Genomic DNA, 16,099 nt, shown 5'->3' on the forward strand with positions numbered 1-16,099 from the left:
TGCCGCGCTCACCGGCCCTGGTCAGAGCGGGAACTCCGGCTCGCGCCGTTCCAGGAAGGCGGCCAGGCCCTCGCGGGCGTGCGGGGCCTCGCGGGCGAGGGCGAGCCAAGGGCCGACCGCGTCCGCGCCGCCGTCGATCACGGCCTTGGCCGCGCCCTGGGTCTGGCCCGAGCGGCGGGCCAGCGTCCGGGCCAGCTCCCGGCCGCGCTCCGGTGCCCCGGGCGTCACCTCCTCCACCAGGCCGAAGGCCAACGCCTGCGCTGCCGTCACCAGCTCACCGGAGAACAGCAGGTACTTGGCGCGTGCCGGGCCGAGCAGCCGGGACAGCCGCAGCGTCGAGGAGGCCGGGTAGACGATGCCCATGCGCGCGGGCGTCACCCCGAAGCGGGCATCCGGCGCGGCGATCCGCAGGTCGCACGCCGCCGCCAGCTGGCAGCCGCCGCCCACGCACGCGCCCTGGACGACGGCCAGCGTGGGCCGGGGGAACGCGGCCAGCGCCTCCTCCGCACGGACGTTGACGGAGTGGTACTCCGCCGCCGCGTCCGGGTCGGCGTAGACCTCGCGCAGTTCCTCGATGTCCGCGCCCGCGGAGAAGTGCCCGCCCTGGCCGCGCACCACCAGCACCCGCGCGTGACCCGCCAGCTCGGCGAGGAGCTTGGGCAGCTCGGCCCACATCGCACCGGTCAGCGCGTTGCGCCGCTCCGGCCGGTCGATCACCAGCTCCGCGACGCCGTCCGCGCCGACACTCGTCCTGAGCACTGCGACACCCCTCCGGTCCTCTCCCCGCGCGGGAGTTCGCGGCCAAGCCTAGAGTCGGCCTGGTGAGCCCCCTCGACCGCCGTCGCCTGCTGCTCGGCGGCGCCGGCGCCCTGCTCGCGGGGTGCTCGGCGTCGCCGCACCGTGCTGCCGTCGCACCGGTTACCGACACACCGTCAACCTCCGCGCCCGCCACGGCGAGCCGGGACACCGTCGCGGCGGACCTGCCCTTCGAGATCCGCTCCGGCCCGCGGACCAGGCCGCAACTGGCGCTCACCTTCCACGGCCAGGGCGACCCCCGGCTGGCCGACGCACTGCTCGCGGAGGCCGAGCGGGCGGACGCGCGAATCACCGTGCTGGCGGTCGGGACCTGGCTGCAGGAGTACCCGGCCCTGGCGAAGCGGATCCTGGACGGCGGCCACGAGCTGGGCAACCACACCCAGCACCACGTCGCCGTGTCCTCCCTCTCCCCCGACCGCCAGTACGCGGAGATCCGCGCCTGCGCGGACCAGTTGCGGAAGCTCACCGGCGGCATCGGCCGCTGGTTCCGCCCCTCGCAGGCGCAGGACTGCACCCCCTCGGTGGCCGCCGAGGCGCGCCGGGCGGGGTACACGCACTGCCTGAGCTACGACCTGGACTCCCTCGACTGGACCGACCCCGGCGCCGAGGCCGTCACCCGCACCGTGCTGGGCGGGGCGCGGGCAGGCTCGGTGGTCAGTCTGCACCTGGGGCACGCGGGCACCGTCGCCGCGCTGCCCGCCGTCCTCGACGGCCTGCGGCAGCGCGGGCTGCGCGCCGTCACGACCACGGAGCTGCTGAGCTGATGCGCCGACAGATGATGGGCCGACAGAACCGCCTTCTCCTGGCCGCCCTGGGCCTCGCCGCCCTGCTTCCGGTGACCGCCGCCTGCACGGCGGACCCGCCGTCGGCGAAGGCCGCCGTCAACCCGCCCGCGAGCAGCCCGGCGGGCACGGCCTCCACGCAGCAGGACCCGGCGACGGACGCCCGGCTGCCCGGCATGCCCGCCCCGCTCTCCCCGACCGACGTCTACGCCGCCGACCGCCCCGGCCAACTCTCCCCCGCCGTCCGCGGGTTCCCGTCCCGGGTGTACGTGCCGAACACCCTCTCCGACACGGTGACGGTGATCGACCCGGCGACCTACAAGGTGATCGGCACGATCAGCGTGGGCCACGAGCCGCAGCACGTCGTCCCGTCCTGGGACCTCAAGACGCTGTGGGTCAACAACGACCTGGGCAACAGCCTCACCCCGATCGACCCCGCCACCGGCAAGGCGGGGAAGCCGGTGCCCGTCCACGACCCGTACAACCTGTACTTCACGCCCAACGGCCGCTACGCGATCGTGATGGCCTCGAACGACCACGCGCTGGTCTTCCGGGACGCGCACACCATGAAGGTGGTCAAGTCGGTGCCCTCGCAGTGCGCCGGGGTGAACCACGCGGACTTCTCACCGGACGGGACGTACTTCATCGTCAGCTGCGAGTTCTCCGGGGACCTGCTCAAGGTGGACACGGAGAGGATGCAGGTCGTCGCCGAGCAGAAGATCCCCTTCAACGGCTCCATGCCGCAGGACGTGAAGCTCTCCCCGGACGGGAAGACCTGGTACGTCGCGGACATGATGGCCAACGGCGTGTGGACGCTCGACGGCGACACCTTCTCGGTGCCCAAGCTCCTGAAGACCGGAGCGGGCGCGCACGGCCTGTATGTCAGCCGGGACTCGAAGTACCTGTACATCTCCAACCGCGGCGAGGGCTCCATCTCGGTGCTCGACTTCGCCACCGGGAAGCTGGTCGCCAAGTGGCGCATCCCCGGCGGCGGCAGCCCGGACATGGGCGGCGTCTCGGCGGACGGCAAGGTGCTGTGGCTGTCCGGCCGCTACAACGCGGAGGTGTACGCCCTCTCCACGGCGGACGGGAAACTCCTCGCCCGCATCCCCGTCGGCGACGGCCCGCACGGACTGTGCGTCTACCCGCAGCCGGGCCGCTACTCCCTGGGGCACACGGGCGTCTTCCGCTGACGCCCGCGCCGGAATGACGGCACGTCAGAAGTCAGAAGGCGGCCGCACCGCCGCCCTCCATCTCCAGGCGAGCCGCCGCGATCTCCTCGGGGGAGATGGTCAGCGTCTGCGCCGGGTCCGGGGCGGGCTCCAGCTCCGCCCGCCCGGCACTGTCGCTGAGCTTGATCATCAGCGCCACCAGCAGCCAGTTGGCCACGGTGGACGAACCGCCCTGGGAGAGGAACGGCAGGGCCTTGCCGGTCTGCGGGATCAGGCCGATGACGCCGCCCGCGACGACGAAGACCTGGAGCACCAGGCCGGCCGCGAGGCCGGAGGCCAGCAGCTTGCCGAAGGGGTCGGGCAGCTTGATGGACGAGCGCATGCTGCGCTCGGCCAGCAGCAGGTAGAGCATCAGCACGGCCATCACGCCCGCGCTGCCCAGCTCCTCGCCGACGGTGGCCAGGATCCAGTCGCTGCGGCTGGCGAAGCCGATCAGCCAGGACTGCCCCTGGCCGAGGCCGACGCCGAACATGCCGCCGTGGGCGAAGGAGAAGAGGGACTGCGCCAGCTGCGGTGAGCTGCCGGTCGGCGGGTTGCCGTGCGCGTCCAGGGCGTAGGCGTGCATCGGGTCGAGCCAGTTCTGGATGCGGTACCCGACGCGGGTGACGAAGGTCGCCGCCGCCGCGGCTCCGGCAAGAGCCATCGCGACGCCGATGAGCAGCCATCCGGTGCGTTCGGTGGCCACGTACAGCATGATCACGAACGCGCCGAAGAAGATCAGCGAGGTGCCGAGGTCGGCCTCGAAGACCAGGACGACCAGGCTCACCGCCCAGATGACCAGCACCGGCCCGAGGTTGCGCCCCCGGGGCAGGCTGATGCCCATGACCTTCCGGCCGACGAGCGCGAGGGCGTCGCGGTTGGCCATCAGGTAGCTGGCGAAGAAGATCACGATCACGATCTTCGTGAACTCGCCCGGCTGGAAGGACAGCGGCCCGAGCCGGATCCAGCGGCGCGCGCCGTAGGTGTCGGCGCCGAAGAAGGCGGGCGCGATCAGGGTGATCAGACCGACGGCCATCAGCAGGTAGGTGTAGCGCTGCAGCACCCGGTGGTGCTTGATCCCGTACATCAGCCCGACGAAGACGAGGACCGCGATGCTCGTCCACATGACCTGGCCGGAGGCCATGACGGCGGCCTTCTGGCCGTAGAGCTTGAGGTAGCTGTCGTCGAGCCGGTGGATCAGGGTGAGCCCGAGCCCGGTGAGCAGCACGGTGATCGGCAGGATCAACGGGTCGGCGTAGGTGGCCCAGACGCGCACCGCGAGGTGCGCGACCAGCGCGAGTGCCCCGAGGCCGAGCACCTGCACCAGGAACCCGCTGGGCAGAACACCGTCGTGCAGGGCGAGCTCGACGCTGGCGTCCGCGAAGCCGCAGATGGCCACGGCGAAGAGGACCAGCGCCAGCTCCGTGTTGCGCCTGCGCTTCGCCTGCGGCGCGACCTCGCTCCGCGTGCCGCGTGCGCCCATGTATCGCACCCCACCCATCTCTGGCCGTCGTTCGAACCGTCGCATTCTCGCAGACCTCAACCATGCGGACGGCAGGGGCGCGGGGAACCGCGCGCTCAGCCCTCTACCACGTAGGGGTTGCGCGCGCAGTTCCCCGCGCCCCTGAGCAACGGGCAACTTACGCCGCGCGCACGGGCTGATCCTTCGTCAGGGACACGGCAGGCTCCAGGGCCAGCTCCAGCACCTGGCGGACGTCCGCCACCGGGTGGACCGTCAGCCGCTCCAGGACCTCGGCGGGGACGTCGTCCAGGTCCGGCTCGTTGCGGGACGGGATGAGGACCGTCGTGATCCCCGCCCGGTCCGCGGCCAGCAGCTTCTGCTTCACACCGCCGATCGGCAGCACCCGGCCGGTCAGCGAGACCTCACCGGTCATCGCCACGTCCGGGCGGACCTTCCGCCCGCTCAGCAGGGACGCCAGCGCCGTCGTCATCGTGACGCCCGCGCTGGGGCCGTCCTTCGGCACCGCGCCCGCGGGCACGTGCAGGTGGACCCCGCGCTCCCGCAGGTCGGTGACCGGCAACTCCAGTTCCGCGCCGTGCGACCGCAGGAAGGACAGCGCGATCTGCGCCGACTCCTTCATCACGTCGCCCAGCTGGCCGGTCAGCTGCAGGCCCGCGCCGCCCGTCTCCGGGTCGGCCAGCGAGGCCTCGACGAACAGCACGTCGCCGCCCGCTCCCGTGACCGCCAGGCCGGTGGCCACTCCGGGGACGGCCGTGCGCCGCTCCTCCGGCTCCTGCGCGTGCTCCGGGGTGAACCGGGGCCGACCGATCAGGCCGCGCAGGTCCTCGGCCGTCACCGTCCGGGGCAGCTCGGTCTGCCCGAGCTCCTGCTGCGCCGCGATTTTGCGCAGGATGCGCGCGACGAAGCGCTCCAGCGTCCGGACGCCCGCCTCGCGGGTGTACTCGGCCGCCAGCTTGCGCAGCGCGTCCTCGGCGAGGACGACCTCGTCGGGCGCGATGCCCGCCCGCTCCAGCTGACGGGGCAGCAGGTGGTCACGGGCGATGACGACCTTCTCGTCCTCGGTGTACCCGTCCAGCCGGACCAGGTCCATCCGGTCGAGCAGCGGCTCCGGGATCGCCTCCAGCACGTTGGCCGTGGCCAGGAAGACGACGTCGGACAGGTCGAGCTCGACCTCCAGGTAGTGGTCCCGGAAGGTGTGGTTCTGCGCCGGGTCCAGGACCTCCAGCAGCGCGGCCGCCGGGTCGCCCCGGTAGTCGGAGCCGACCTTGTCGATCTCGTCGAGCAGGACGACGGGGTTCATGCTGCCCGCCTCCTTGATCGCCCGGACGATGCGGCCGGGCAGCGCGCCGACATATGTGCGCCGGTGGCCCCGGATCTCCGCCTCGTCCCGCACGCCGCCGAGCGCCACGCGGACGAACGTCCGGCCCATCGCGCGGGCCACGGACTCGCCCAGCGAGGTCTTGCCCACACCGGGCGGACCGACCAGCGCCAGCACCGCGCCGCCGCGGCGGCCGCCGACCAGCCCCAGGCCCCGCTCGGCGCGGCGCTTGCGGACGGCCAGGTACTCGACGATGCGCTCCTTGACGTCGTCCAGCCCGAAGTGGTCCGCGTCCAGCACGGCACGGGCGCCGGCGATGTCGTAGGCGTCCTCGGTGCGCTCGTTCCACGGCAGTTCGAGGACGGTGTCCAGCCAGGTGCGGATCCAGCTGCCCTCGGGCGAGGCGTCGGAGGAGCGCTCCAGCTTGTCGACCTCCTTGAGGGCGGCCTCGCGCACCTTCTCGGGCAGGTCCGCGGCCTCGACTCGGGCGCGGTAGTCCTCCTCCTCGTCGGCCGGGTCGCCGTTGAGCTCCGCCAACTCCTTCTTCACGGCCTCCAGCTGACGGCGCAGCAGGAACTCCTTCTGCTGCTTCTCCATGCCCTCCTGGACGTCCTTGCGGATGGTCTCCTGCACGTCCTGCTCGGCGAGGTGCCCGCGGAGCAGTTCGAGGGCGTGCTTGAGGCGGGTGACCGGGTCCAGCTCCTCCAGCACCTCGACCTTCTGAGCCGCCGTCAGGAAGGGGGCGTAGCCGATGTTGTCGGCGAGTTCGGAGACGTCCTCGATCTGCTGGACGCGGTCGACGACCTGCCAGGCGTTCCGCTTCTGCAGCCACGTGGTGGTCAGCGCCTTGAACTCGCGGACCAGCTCGGCGACCTGCCCGGGGAGCGGGCTGGGCAGCTCGGTCTCCTCGACCGGTTCCGCCTCGACCCACAGGGCCGCCCCGGGGCCGGTCGTGCCCGCGCCGATGCGGACCCGGCGGACGCCCCGGACGAGGGCGGCGGGGTCGCCGTCCGCGAGCCGGCCCACCTGCTCGACGGTGGCCAGGACGCCGATGGCGCCGTAGGAGCCGTCGATGCGCGGGACCAGCAGGACGCGCGCCTTGCGCGCGTTCGCGACGGTCCGGATGCCCGGAGCACGGGCCCCACTCTCGCGCACCGCCGCCTGCGCGGCCTCGACCGCGGCGCGGACCTCCGCGTCCTGCAGGTCGAGCGGCACGACCATGCCAGGGAGCACCGCGTCGTCGTCGAGCGGCAGTACCGGCAGGGTCAGTGCGCCTGAAGCCAGAGCCATGATCTCTCCCTAGTCACAAGAGTTGAGTCATAGGCACTAAAGCTTCTGGCGTCCGCCGGTGTTCCCCAACCCCCGTTCGCCCTGAGCGGACGCGCTTTCGGGCCCCCGCCAGGGGCGCTGGGGGCACCTCCCGCCCGAAGGGTGGGGAGGAACCGCGCTGCCCACCCACCCACTCGGGTACGCCGATCCGTTCAGCGGGGACGGACCTCCCGGTCTGTTGCTCGCGCAGTTCCTCGCGCCCCCGGGGGCTGCGCCCCCAGGCTTCCTGCCACAATTGCGAGGCGTGAACGAGACACCGGTACTGCTGGAGCGGCGCGAGGGGCCGTACGGGGAGGTCGCGCTGCGGGCCCGGGGCGCGGACTTCGAGATCATCGCCAACGGCTGCTTCCTGATGGACACCTCCGACGGGCAGTCGGAGCGCGTCCTCGTCACCGCCGCGCTCGACGCCCTCGGCGACGGCGCGCACGGCGCCCACCTCCTGATCGGCGGGCTCGGCGTCGGCTTCTCCCTCGCCCAGGCCGCCGCCGACCCGCGCCCCGGGCGGATCTCCGTCGTCGAGCGGGAGGCGGCCGTCATCGCCTGGCACACCGAGGGCGACGCCCCACTCGCCCGCTTCGCCGAGGGGGCGCACCGCGATCCCCGCACCACGATCGTCCACGACGACCTGCTCGACCACCTTGCTTCGACCACGGAGCGTTACGACGCGCTCGCCCTGGACATCGACAACGGGCCCGACTGGACGGTCACACAGGGGAACGACGGGCTCTACTCCGAAGCGGGTCTGGACCGTATGGAGCGCGTACTGAACCCCGGGGGCGTGCTCGCCGTCTGGAGCGCTGCGCACTCCCCCGCCTTCGAGGCGCGGCTTAGATCCCGATTCGCCCGGATCGGGGTCGTTGAAGTTCCGGTGAAGGTCGAGCGCGGCGCACCTGATGTCGTGTACCTGGCTTCGCGACTCTGAGCTACGGAGGGTATGGTCTCTGCCCATGCCGACCCCCCGAAGGCTGGTTTGTCCCAGGACTGCCTGCCAGGAGGCCACCGCAGTCCGTACGCTGCGTGGTGAGCGACAGCTTGCTTGGGCGGGGGCACGGCCGAGCTGAAGAGCTCAGAGCTGAAGACCCGAGAAGTCAGTAGACGCGTAGGCCCTGGGGGCGGTGGCGTGACCGTGACGGATGTGCAGCAGCAGAGCGCGAATGGCGTGGGAAGCCAGCGCAGAGTCCTCGTCGTGGAGGACGAACCCACGATCGCCGAGTCCATCGCGGCCCGGCTCGGCGCGGAGGGCTTCCGGGTCGCCGTGTCCCACGACGGCCCCACCGCCGTGGACTGCTTCCAGACCTGGCAGCCCGACCTGGTCGTGCTCGACATCATGCTGCCGGGCTTCGACGGCCTGGAGGTCTGCCGCCGGATCCAGGCCCAGCGCCCGGTCCCGGTGCTGATGCTGACGGCCCGTGACGACGAGACGGACCTGCTGGTCGGCCTCGGCGTCGGCGCGGACGACTACATGACCAAGCCCTTCTCCATGCGCGAGCTGGCCGCCCGGGTCAACGTGCTGCTGCGCCGCGTCGAGCGCGCGCAGCTGGCCGCCCGCACCCCGGCCGGCGGCACGCTGCGCCTGGGCGAGTTGGAGATCGACCACGTGCAGCGCCGGGTCCGCGTCTCCGGCGGGGACGTCCACCTCACCCCCACCGAGTTCGACCTGCTGGCCTGCCTGGCCCAGCAGCCGCGTGCGGTGCTGACCCGGGAGCAGCTGCTCGCCGAGGTCTGGGATTGGACCGACGCCTCCGGCACCCGCACCGTGGACTCCCACGTCAAGGCGCTCCGCCGGAAGATCGGCGCGAACTGGATCCGCACCGTCCACGGCGTCGGCTACGCGCTGGAGTCCCCCACGCCATGACGGCCCGTCAACCGAGCCGGCTGCGCTCGGGCCTGCGCCTGCTGCGCTCGGTGAAGACCAAGCTCACCGTGCTGGTGATCGCCTCCGTCATCATCTCGACGCTGATGGTGCTGCTGGCGCTGAACTCCTCCACCCAGATCCGGGTGGTCCTGGTGTTCTCGGTGATCGCCTCGCTGCTGATCACCCAACTGCTCGCGCACGGCCTCACCGCCGGCCTGCGCGAGATGACCGAGGCCGCCCGGGCGATGGCCGCGGGCGACTACAGCCGCCGGGTCACCACGCGCTCCGCGGACGAGGTCGGGGAGCTGGCCGTCGCCTTCAACACCATGGCCGACGACCTCGCGGAGGCCGACCGCCGCCGCCGCGAGCTGATCGCCAACGTCTCGCACGAACTGCGCACACCCATCGCGGCCCTGCAGGGCGTGCTGGAGAACGTCGTCGACGGCGTGGTGAAGCCGGAGCCGGAGACCATGTCGGCGGCGCTGGAGCAGACCGAACGGCTCGGCCGCCTGGTCGCCCACCTGCTGGACCTCTCGAAACTCGCCGACGGCGCGGACGCGTTGGAGCTGCGCCGGTTCCAGGTGCTGCCGTTCCTGGAGGGCGTGCTGCGCGGCCTGACCGTGGACGGCTCCACCTCGGGCGGCGCCAGCAACCGCCGCACCGACGTGCGGCTCGGACTTGACGTCCCGTCAGCGCTCGAGGCCGTCGCCGATCCCGAGCGGCTGCACCAGGTGGTGGCGAACCTGGTCGACAACGCCTGCCGGCACAGCCCGCAGGACGGCACGGTGACCGTGCGCGCCCGTGCGGGCGAGGGCCCCGGAGGGCTGCTGCTGGAGGTCGCCGACCAGGGGCCGGGCATCCGCCCGGAGGACCGGGCCAAGGTCTTCGAGCGCTTCGGCCGGGGCAGCAGCGCGCCCACCGCCAAGGGCCCGGGATCGGACGGCGGCACCGGGCTCGGCCTGGCCATCGCCCGCTGGGCGGTCGAGCTGCACGGCGGGACGATCGGCGTCGCCGACTCGGCCGCCGGCGCCCTGATCCGGGTCGAGCTGCCCGGACGGAGCATGGTCGGCCGCCAGATCAGTACAGAATCGGGACATTTCCCGCAGCAGCGCGAAGCTTCCTCGCTGCTGCCCTAGTTTGTCCGGAAATCCTGTCCCGAACGGCCTCTCGTTATCCCCCATCATTCGCGGTTTCTAACGTCGAGATCCGGCCAATGTCGGGCGGGGAACTGTGATCTAGGCGACGCCGGGCCGACGGGACCTGCGCGGACGACCTGGACAGGCGTAGCCTTGCTTTCCGCTGTCCACCATTCACAAGGAAGCGGAAGAGGGCGGTTGCCGCCGTGTCGCCACAGTCCCATAACCCGAACAGCTCGACGTCCACGGAAGGACCCGGCGCCGGGTTCGGTCCGAACGAGTGGCTCGTCGACGAGATCTACCAGCAGTACCTCCAGGATCCGAACTCCGTGGATCGCGCCTGGTGGGACTTCTTCGCCGACTACAAGTCGGGTGCGTCCGCCGGAGTCGCGGCGACCGAGACCGCGCCGCCTGCCGCCGCACCCGCCGCCGTAGCCACGGCGACTCCCGCCGCCACCGCACCGGCCCCTGCGACAGCCCCCGCGGCCGCCCCTGCGGCGCCCGCCGTCGAGCCGCCGCTCACCCCCAAGCCGGCCGCTCCGCCCGCGCCCACCACGCGCCCTCAAGCCACCCCGGCCGACCAGGCCGAGGCCGTCTCCGTGAAGGACAGCACGCCCGTGACCGCGCCTGCCGAGGCCCCCGCCGGACCCGAACTCGTCGCTCTGAAGGGCCCCTCGGCCCGCATCGTGACGAACATGGACGCCTCGCTCGAGATGCCGACCGCGACCAGCGTCCGCGCCGTTCCGGCCAAGCTGCTGATCGACAACCGCATCGTCATCAACAACCACCTCAAGCGCGCCCGCGGCGGCAAGGTGTCCTTCACCCACATCATCGGCTACGCCATGGTGCAGGCGCTCAAGGCCCAGCCGGCGATGAACCACAGCTTCACCGAGAAGGACGGCAAGCCCTTCCTGGTCAAGCCGGACCACATCAACCTGGGCCTCGCGATCGACCTGACCAAGCCGAACGGCGACCGGCAGCTGGTCGTGGCCGCGATCAAGAAGGCCGAAACTCTCGACTTCTTCGGCTTCTGGCAGGCCTACGAGGACATCGTCCGCCGTGCCCGCACCAACAAGCTGACGGTGGACGACTTCTCCGGCGTCACCGCGTCGCTCACCAACCCGGGCGGTATCGGCACCGTCCACTCCGTGCCGCGGCTGATGCCGGGTCAGGGCACCATCCTCGGCGTCGGCGCGATGGAGTACCCGGCCGAGTTCCAGGGCACCTCCGAGGAGGCCCTGGCCGGCATGGGCATCTCCAAGGTGATGACGCTGACGTCCACCTACGACCACCGGATCATCCAGGGCGCCCAGTCCGGCGAGTTCCTGCGCACGATCCACCAGCTGCTGCTGGGTCAGAACGGCTTCTACGACGGCATCTTCGAGTCGCTGCGCATCCCCTACGAGCCGGTCCGCTGGGCGACCGACGTGGCGCGCACCCACGACAACGAGGTCAACAAGACCGCCCGCGTGATGGAGCTGATCCACTCCTACCGCGTGCGCGGCCACCTGATGGCCGACACCGACCCGCTCGAGTACAAGCAGCGCAAGCACCCCGACCTCGACGTCCAGGCGCACGAGCTGACGCTGTGGGACCTGGAGCGCGAGTTCGCGGTCGGCGGCTTCGCCGGCCACACCATGATGAAGCTGCGCGACATCCTCGGCGTGCTGCGCGACTCCTACTGCCGCACCGTCGGCATCGAGTACATGCACATCCAGGACCCGAAGCAGCGCCGCTGGATCCAGGCCCGGGTCGAGCGCGGCACCGAGCGGATGGACCGCGACGAGCAGCTGCGCATCCTGCGCCGGCTCAACGCCGCCGAGGCGTTCGAGACCTTCCTGCAGACCAAGTACGTCGGCCAGAAGCGCTTCTCGCTGGAGGGCGGCGAGTCCGTCATCCCGCTGCTGGACGCCGTCCTCGACTCGGCCGCCGAGGCCAAGCTCGACGAGGCCGTCATCGGCATGGCCCACCGCGGCCGCCTGAACGTGCTCGCGAACATCGTCGGCAAGAGCTACGCGCAGATCTTCCGCGAGTTCGAGGGCAACCTCGACCCGAAGTCCATGCACGGCTCCGGCGACGTCAAGTACCACCTGGGCTCCAAGGGCACCTTCACCGGCCTGGACGGCGAGACCCTCAAGGTCTCGCTGGCGGCCAACCCCTCGCACCTGGAGGCCGTGGACCCGGTCGTCGAGGGCATCGTCCGCGCCAAGCAGGACGTGCTCGACAAGGCCGGCGAGACCTTCGACGTGCTGCCCATCCAGATCCACGGCGACGCGGCCTTCGCGGGCCAGGGCGTGGTCGCGGAGACCCTCAACATGTCGCAGCTGCGCGGCTACCGCACCGGCGGCACCGTGCACGTGGTGATCAACAACCAGGTCGGCTTCACCGCCCCGCCGGCGGCCGCCCGGTCCACCACCTACGCGACCGACGTGGCCCGCATGATCGAGGCCCCGATCTTCCACGTGAACGGCGACGACCCGGAGGCCGTGGTCCGCGTGGCGCGGCTCGCCTTCGAGTTCCGCCAGGCGTTCCACAAGGACGTGGTCATCGACCTGATCTGCTACCGCCGCCGCGGGCACAACGAGGCCGACAACCCGAGCTTCACCAACCCGCTGATGTACAACCTGATCGACAAGAAGCGCTCGGTGCGCAAGCTCTACACCGAGGGCCTGATCGGTCGCGGCGACATCACGCTGGAGGAGGCGGAGCAGGCGCTCAAGGACTACCAGGACCAGCTGGAGAAGGTCTTCGCCGAGGTCCGCGAGGCCAACTCCGCTCCGGCGCCCGCGACTTCGGGCCGCCCGCAGGCGGACTTCCCGGTCAACGTGCAGACCGGCATCTCCCAGGAGATGGTCAAGCGGATCGCCGAGTCCCAGGTCGCGCTGCCCGACTGGCTCAACGTCCACCCGCGCCTGCTGCCGCAGCTGCAGCGCCGTGCGCAGATGGTCGAGGACGGCACCATCGACTGGGCCATGGGCGAGACCCTGGCCATCGGCTCGCTGCTGATGGAGGGCCACCCGGTCCGCCTGGCCGGCCAGGACAGCCGCCGCGGCACCTTCGGCCAGCGCCACGCCGTCCTGGTCGACTCCAAGACCGGCGAGGACTACACGCCGCTGCAGTACCTGACGCAGGACCAGGCCCGGTTCAACGTCTACGACTCGCTGCTGAGCGAGTACGCGGCGATGGGCTTCGAGTACGGCTACTCGCTGGAGCGCCAGAACGCGCTGGTCATGTGGGAGGCCCAGTTCGGCGACTTCGCCAACGGCGCCTCCACCATCACCGACGAGTTCATCTCCTCGGCCGAGACCAAGTGGGGCCAGAACTCCGGCGTCACGCTGCTGCTCCCGCACGGCTACGAGGGCCAGGGACCGGACCACTCCTCCGCCCGCATCGAGCGCTTCCTGCAGCTGTGCGCCGAGAACAACATGACGGTGGCGGTGCCCACGCTCCCGTCGAACTACTTCCACCTGCTCCGGTGGCAGGTGCACAACCCGCACCACAAGCCGCTCATCGTGTTCACCCCGAAGTCGATGCTGCGCCTCAAGGCCGCGACCTCGAAGACGGAGGAGTTCACCGCCGGCGGCTTCCGCCCGGTGATCGGCGACACGACGGTGGACCCGGCGAACGTCCGCAAGGTGGTGATCACCTCCGGCAAGTTCTACTACGACCTGGAGGCGGCGCGCTCCGAGCGCGGCATCACCGACACGGCCATCGTCCGCGTCGAGCGCCTCTACCCGCTGCCGGTGGCCGAGCTCCAGGAGGAGCTCAAGCGGTACGGCGGCAGCGTCCAGTACGTCTGGGCGCAGGAGGAGCCGGCCAACCAGGGCGCCTGGCCGTTCATCGCGCTCAACCTGGTCGACCACCTCGACGTGGTCATCGGCCAGTCCGCCGGCAACGCACGGCTGCGCCGCGTCGCCCGCCCGGCCTCCTCGGCCCCGGCGGTCGGCTCGGCCAAGGTGCACGCGGCCCAGCAGGCCGCGCTGGTGGACGAGGTCTTCAGCCTCTGACGCAGCGTCAACCCCCGGGCCCGGCCACGTCCTGCGTGGCCGGGCCCGGCCCGTTCAACGAATGGTCCGGAAAGGTCCGAACACCCGTGTACTTCACCGACCGTGGCATCGAGGAACTGCAGCACCGCAGGGGCGACGAGGAGGTCACCCTCGGCTGGCTGGCCGACCAGCTCCAGCACTTCGTGGACCTGAACCCGGAGTTCGAGGTGCCCGTCGAGCGCCTGGCCACCTGGCTCGCCCGACTGGACGACGAGGACGACGAGTAGGCGGCGGGCGCGCCCTGCGGCGGCGGGTCCTGCCCAGCTCCTTGACTTTCGCGACACGCGATATATCGTGAATAGCAGAAGACGCGATACACCGTGTCGTCCGTGAGCCGTGGAAATCGGGGAGACCGCCATGTCCGGAACCTGGACCGTCAGCACAGCCGAGAAGATCAGCATCGACGAGCCGGTGCGCAAGCTCAAGATCCGCATGCTCGCCGGGGCGGTCAACGTCGTCGCCGGCGAGGGCCCGGCCCGCCTGGAGATCTCGGAGATCGAGGGCCCGGCCGTCGAGGTCACCCTCGCCGACGGCGAACTCGTCGTCGGCTACCCCGACCTGGCCTGGAAGGAGTTCGGCTGGAAGTCGCTGTCCGGGCTGGTCGACAAGTGGCGCACGAAGCGCCGCGTGGTCGTCTCCGTGGTGGCCCCGCCCGAGGTGGACGTGGAGATCGGATCGGCCTCGGCCAACACCGTGGTCTCCGGCGTCCGCGGCCCGGTGAAGGTCAACACCGCCAGCGGCGACGTGACGCTGGTCCGGGTCTCCGGCCCGATCGAGACCAACACCGTCTCCGGCGCGGTCGAGACCCACGCGACCTCCGGCCCGCTCAAGGCGAACACCGTCTCCGGCGCCCTCACGGTCTTCGCCGGCGGGGGCGGCGCGGTCAAGGCCAACTCCGTCTCCGGCCCGATGACCGTGGACCTCGACCGCCCGCTCAGCGGGGACGTCGAACTCAACAACGTGTCGGGCGAGGTGGCCGTGCGCATCCCCGCCCCGACGGACACCCGGGTCCAGGCGGACACCACCAGCGGCGACGTCTCCAGCAGCTTCGACGAGCTGACGGTCGGCGGCATGTGGGGCGCCAAGCGGATCACCGGCACGCTGGGCAAGGGCACCAACCGACTGAAGATCACCACCGTCTCGGGCTCCGTCGCCGTGCTGCGCCGCCCGGCGGACGAGGAGCCGGGCGAGCCCGCGGCGATCGAGTTCAACAAGGAGGACCTGGCATGAGCCCCGTCTTCGCCCACGGGCGGCTGCGGCTGTACCTGCTGAAGCTGCTGGACGAGGCCCCGCGCCACGGCTACGAGGTCATCCGGCTGCTGGAGGAGCGCTTCCAGGGCCTCTACGCCCCCTCTGCCGGAACGGTCTACCCCCGCCTGGCCAAGCTGGAGCAGGAGGGGCTGGTCGCCCACACCGTCGAGGGCGGCCGCAAGGTCTACCGGATCACCGATGCCGGCCGCGCCGAACTCGCGGCCCGCAGCGGCGAGTTGGCGGAGCTGGAGGCCGAGATCCGCGACTCCGTCGCCCAGTTGGCCGACGCCATCCGCGAGGACGTCCGCGAGGGCGCCCAGGACCTCCGCGAGGAGATGCGCCGCGCCGCCCGGGAGTCCCGGCGCGGCACGTCCTCCTCGGCCCGCGAGCAGGTGCGCTCCGCGCGGGAGGAGGCGCGGCAGGCCAAGGAGCAGGCTCGCGCGGTGCGCGAGCAGGCCCGGGCGGAGGCCCAGCGGATCAAGGAGCAGATGCGGGCCCACGCGAAGGCGGGAGACTGGCCCTCCGGGCTCTCCGAGGGCCTGAGCGAACTGACCCGCACCCTCACCACCCTTGCGGACCCGTCCCGTTGGGCCCCGCCGTCGGCGGAGGCGCCGCCGGCTCAGGAGGACCTCCCGTCCTGGACGAAGGTGGACCCGCACGGGGATCCGCTCCGCGAGCTGAGCGGTCTGCTGGACCGCTTCCGCGACGAGGTCCGCGACGGCGCGAGGGACCGCGGCGTCACCCAGGCCACGGTCGAACGCGCCCGCGCCATCCTCGCCGAAGCCGCAGCGAGGCTCCGCCGGTAAGCCTCGGCAGGGGCGCGGGAGGTGCAGCCTCCGGGGGCGCGTGGCAGCAGACGTGCGCGGCTCCGC

General features: G+C 71.7%; 12 protein-coding genes. 9 read left to right on the plus strand and 3 right to left on the minus strand.

Annotated features, from left to right (window positions below):
* Positions 1–21: 21 nt before the first annotated feature.
* Complete coding sequence (locus ACFP3V_RS26940; protein WP_380588696.1) at positions 22–759, minus strand: enoyl-CoA hydratase/isomerase family protein; 738 nt, start codon at positions 757–759, stop codon at positions 22–24.
* Between the two features lie 62 nt (positions 760–821).
* Here ACFP3V_RS26940 and ACFP3V_RS26945 point away from each other — a divergent pair, with 62 nt between their 5' ends.
* Both ACFP3V_RS26945 and ACFP3V_RS26950 read left to right on the plus strand, forming a co-directional pair.
* Positions 822–1,580 (plus strand): polysaccharide deacetylase family protein, encoded by a 759-nt coding sequence (locus tag ACFP3V_RS26945; RefSeq protein ID WP_380588697.1) that lies wholly within the window; start codon positions 822–824, stop codon positions 1,578–1,580.
* Positions 1,580–2,791, plus strand: coding sequence for a YncE family protein (locus ACFP3V_RS26950; RefSeq protein ID WP_380588699.1), 1,212 nt, complete (start codon positions 1,580–1,582; stop codon positions 2,789–2,791). Before ACFP3V_RS26945 ends, ACFP3V_RS26950 begins: the two co-directional genes overlap by 1 nt.
* Before the next feature lie 31 nt (positions 2,792–2,822).
* Here ACFP3V_RS26950 and ACFP3V_RS26955 read toward each other — a convergent pair whose 3' ends face one another.
* Together ACFP3V_RS26955 and lon are read right to left on the minus strand one after the other, a co-directional pair.
* Positions 2,823–4,292, minus strand: a complete 1,470-nt coding sequence (locus ACFP3V_RS26955) for an FtsW/RodA/SpoVE family cell cycle protein (protein ID WP_380588702.1) — start codon at positions 4,290–4,292, stop codon at positions 2,823–2,825.
* A gap of 157 nt (positions 4,293–4,449) precedes the next feature.
* On the minus strand, positions 4,450–6,900 hold the full coding sequence (gene lon, locus ACFP3V_RS26960) for an endopeptidase La (protein WP_380588705.1): 2,451 nt from the start codon (positions 6,898–6,900) through the stop codon (positions 4,450–4,452).
* A gap of 283 nt (positions 6,901–7,183) precedes the next feature.
* Here lon and ACFP3V_RS26965 point away from each other — a divergent pair, with 283 nt between their 5' ends.
* From ACFP3V_RS26965 to ACFP3V_RS26995, 7 genes are all read left to right on the plus strand, one after another.
* Positions 7,184–7,861: a spermidine synthase family protein gene (locus ACFP3V_RS26965; RefSeq protein WP_380588708.1), complete on the plus strand. Its 678-nt coding sequence runs from the start codon at positions 7,184–7,186 to the stop codon at positions 7,859–7,861.
* 198 nt (positions 7,862–8,059) lie between these two features.
* Positions 8,060–8,794 (plus strand): response regulator transcription factor, encoded by a 735-nt coding sequence (locus tag ACFP3V_RS26970; protein ID WP_380588711.1) that lies wholly within the window; start codon positions 8,060–8,062, stop codon positions 8,792–8,794.
* Entirely contained in the window at positions 8,791–9,930 is a 1,140-nt protein-coding gene (locus tag ACFP3V_RS26975; protein WP_380588714.1) for a sensor histidine kinase, read from the plus strand. The genes ACFP3V_RS26970 and ACFP3V_RS26975 overlap by 4 nt, the downstream gene beginning before the upstream one ends.
* 206 nt (positions 9,931–10,136) lie before the next feature.
* Positions 10,137–13,937: a multifunctional oxoglutarate decarboxylase/oxoglutarate dehydrogenase thiamine pyrophosphate-binding subunit/dihydrolipoyllysine-residue succinyltransferase subunit gene (locus ACFP3V_RS26980; RefSeq protein ID WP_380588717.1), complete on the plus strand. Its 3,801-nt coding sequence runs from the start codon at positions 10,137–10,139 to the stop codon at positions 13,935–13,937.
* Between the two features lie 86 nt (positions 13,938–14,023).
* Positions 14,024–14,203 (plus strand): DUF6104 family protein, encoded by a 180-nt coding sequence (locus ACFP3V_RS26985; RefSeq protein WP_380588720.1) that lies wholly within the window; start codon positions 14,024–14,026, stop codon positions 14,201–14,203.
* Positions 14,204–14,333: 130 nt separating this feature from the next.
* Positions 14,334–15,206: a DUF4097 family beta strand repeat-containing protein gene (locus tag ACFP3V_RS26990; protein ID WP_380588723.1), complete on the plus strand. Its 873-nt coding sequence runs from the start codon at positions 14,334–14,336 to the stop codon at positions 15,204–15,206.
* The gene (locus tag ACFP3V_RS26995; RefSeq protein WP_380588726.1) at positions 15,203–16,033 is read left to right on the plus strand and encodes a PadR family transcriptional regulator; all 831 of its coding nucleotides are present in this window, start codon (positions 15,203–15,205) and stop codon (positions 16,031–16,033) included. Before ACFP3V_RS26990 ends, ACFP3V_RS26995 begins: the two co-directional genes overlap by 4 nt.
* Positions 16,034–16,099 lie beyond the last annotated feature (66 nt).

Origin of the sequence: Streptacidiphilus monticola (assembly GCF_042658505.1) — a bacterium.
GTDB classification, from domain to species: domain Bacteria; phylum Actinomycetota; class Actinomycetes; order Streptomycetales; family Streptomycetaceae; genus Streptacidiphilus; species Streptacidiphilus monticola.

What these genes read in the sequence shown, in the direction of transcription:
- ACFP3V_RS26955 (WP_380588702.1), bottom strand. Translation starts at nt 4,292, where the DNA reads ATGGGCGCACGCGGCACGCGGAGCGAGGTCGCGCCGCAGGCGAAGCGC.
- lon (WP_380588705.1), bottom strand. Translation starts at nt 6,900, where the DNA reads ATGGCTCTGGCTTCAGGCGCACTGACCCTGCCGGTACTGCCGCTCGAC.
- ACFP3V_RS26950 (WP_380588699.1), top strand. Translation starts at nt 1,580, where the DNA reads ATGCGCCGACAGATGATGGGCCGACAGAACCGCCTTCTCCTGGCCGCC.
- ACFP3V_RS26975 (WP_380588714.1), top strand. Translation starts at nt 8,791, where the DNA reads ATGACGGCCCGTCAACCGAGCCGGCTGCGCTCGGGCCTGCGCCTGCTG.
- ACFP3V_RS26995 (WP_380588726.1), top strand. Translation starts at nt 15,203, where the DNA reads ATGAGCCCCGTCTTCGCCCACGGGCGGCTGCGGCTGTACCTGCTGAAG.
- ACFP3V_RS26990 (WP_380588723.1), top strand. Translation starts at nt 14,334, where the DNA reads ATGTCCGGAACCTGGACCGTCAGCACAGCCGAGAAGATCAGCATCGAC.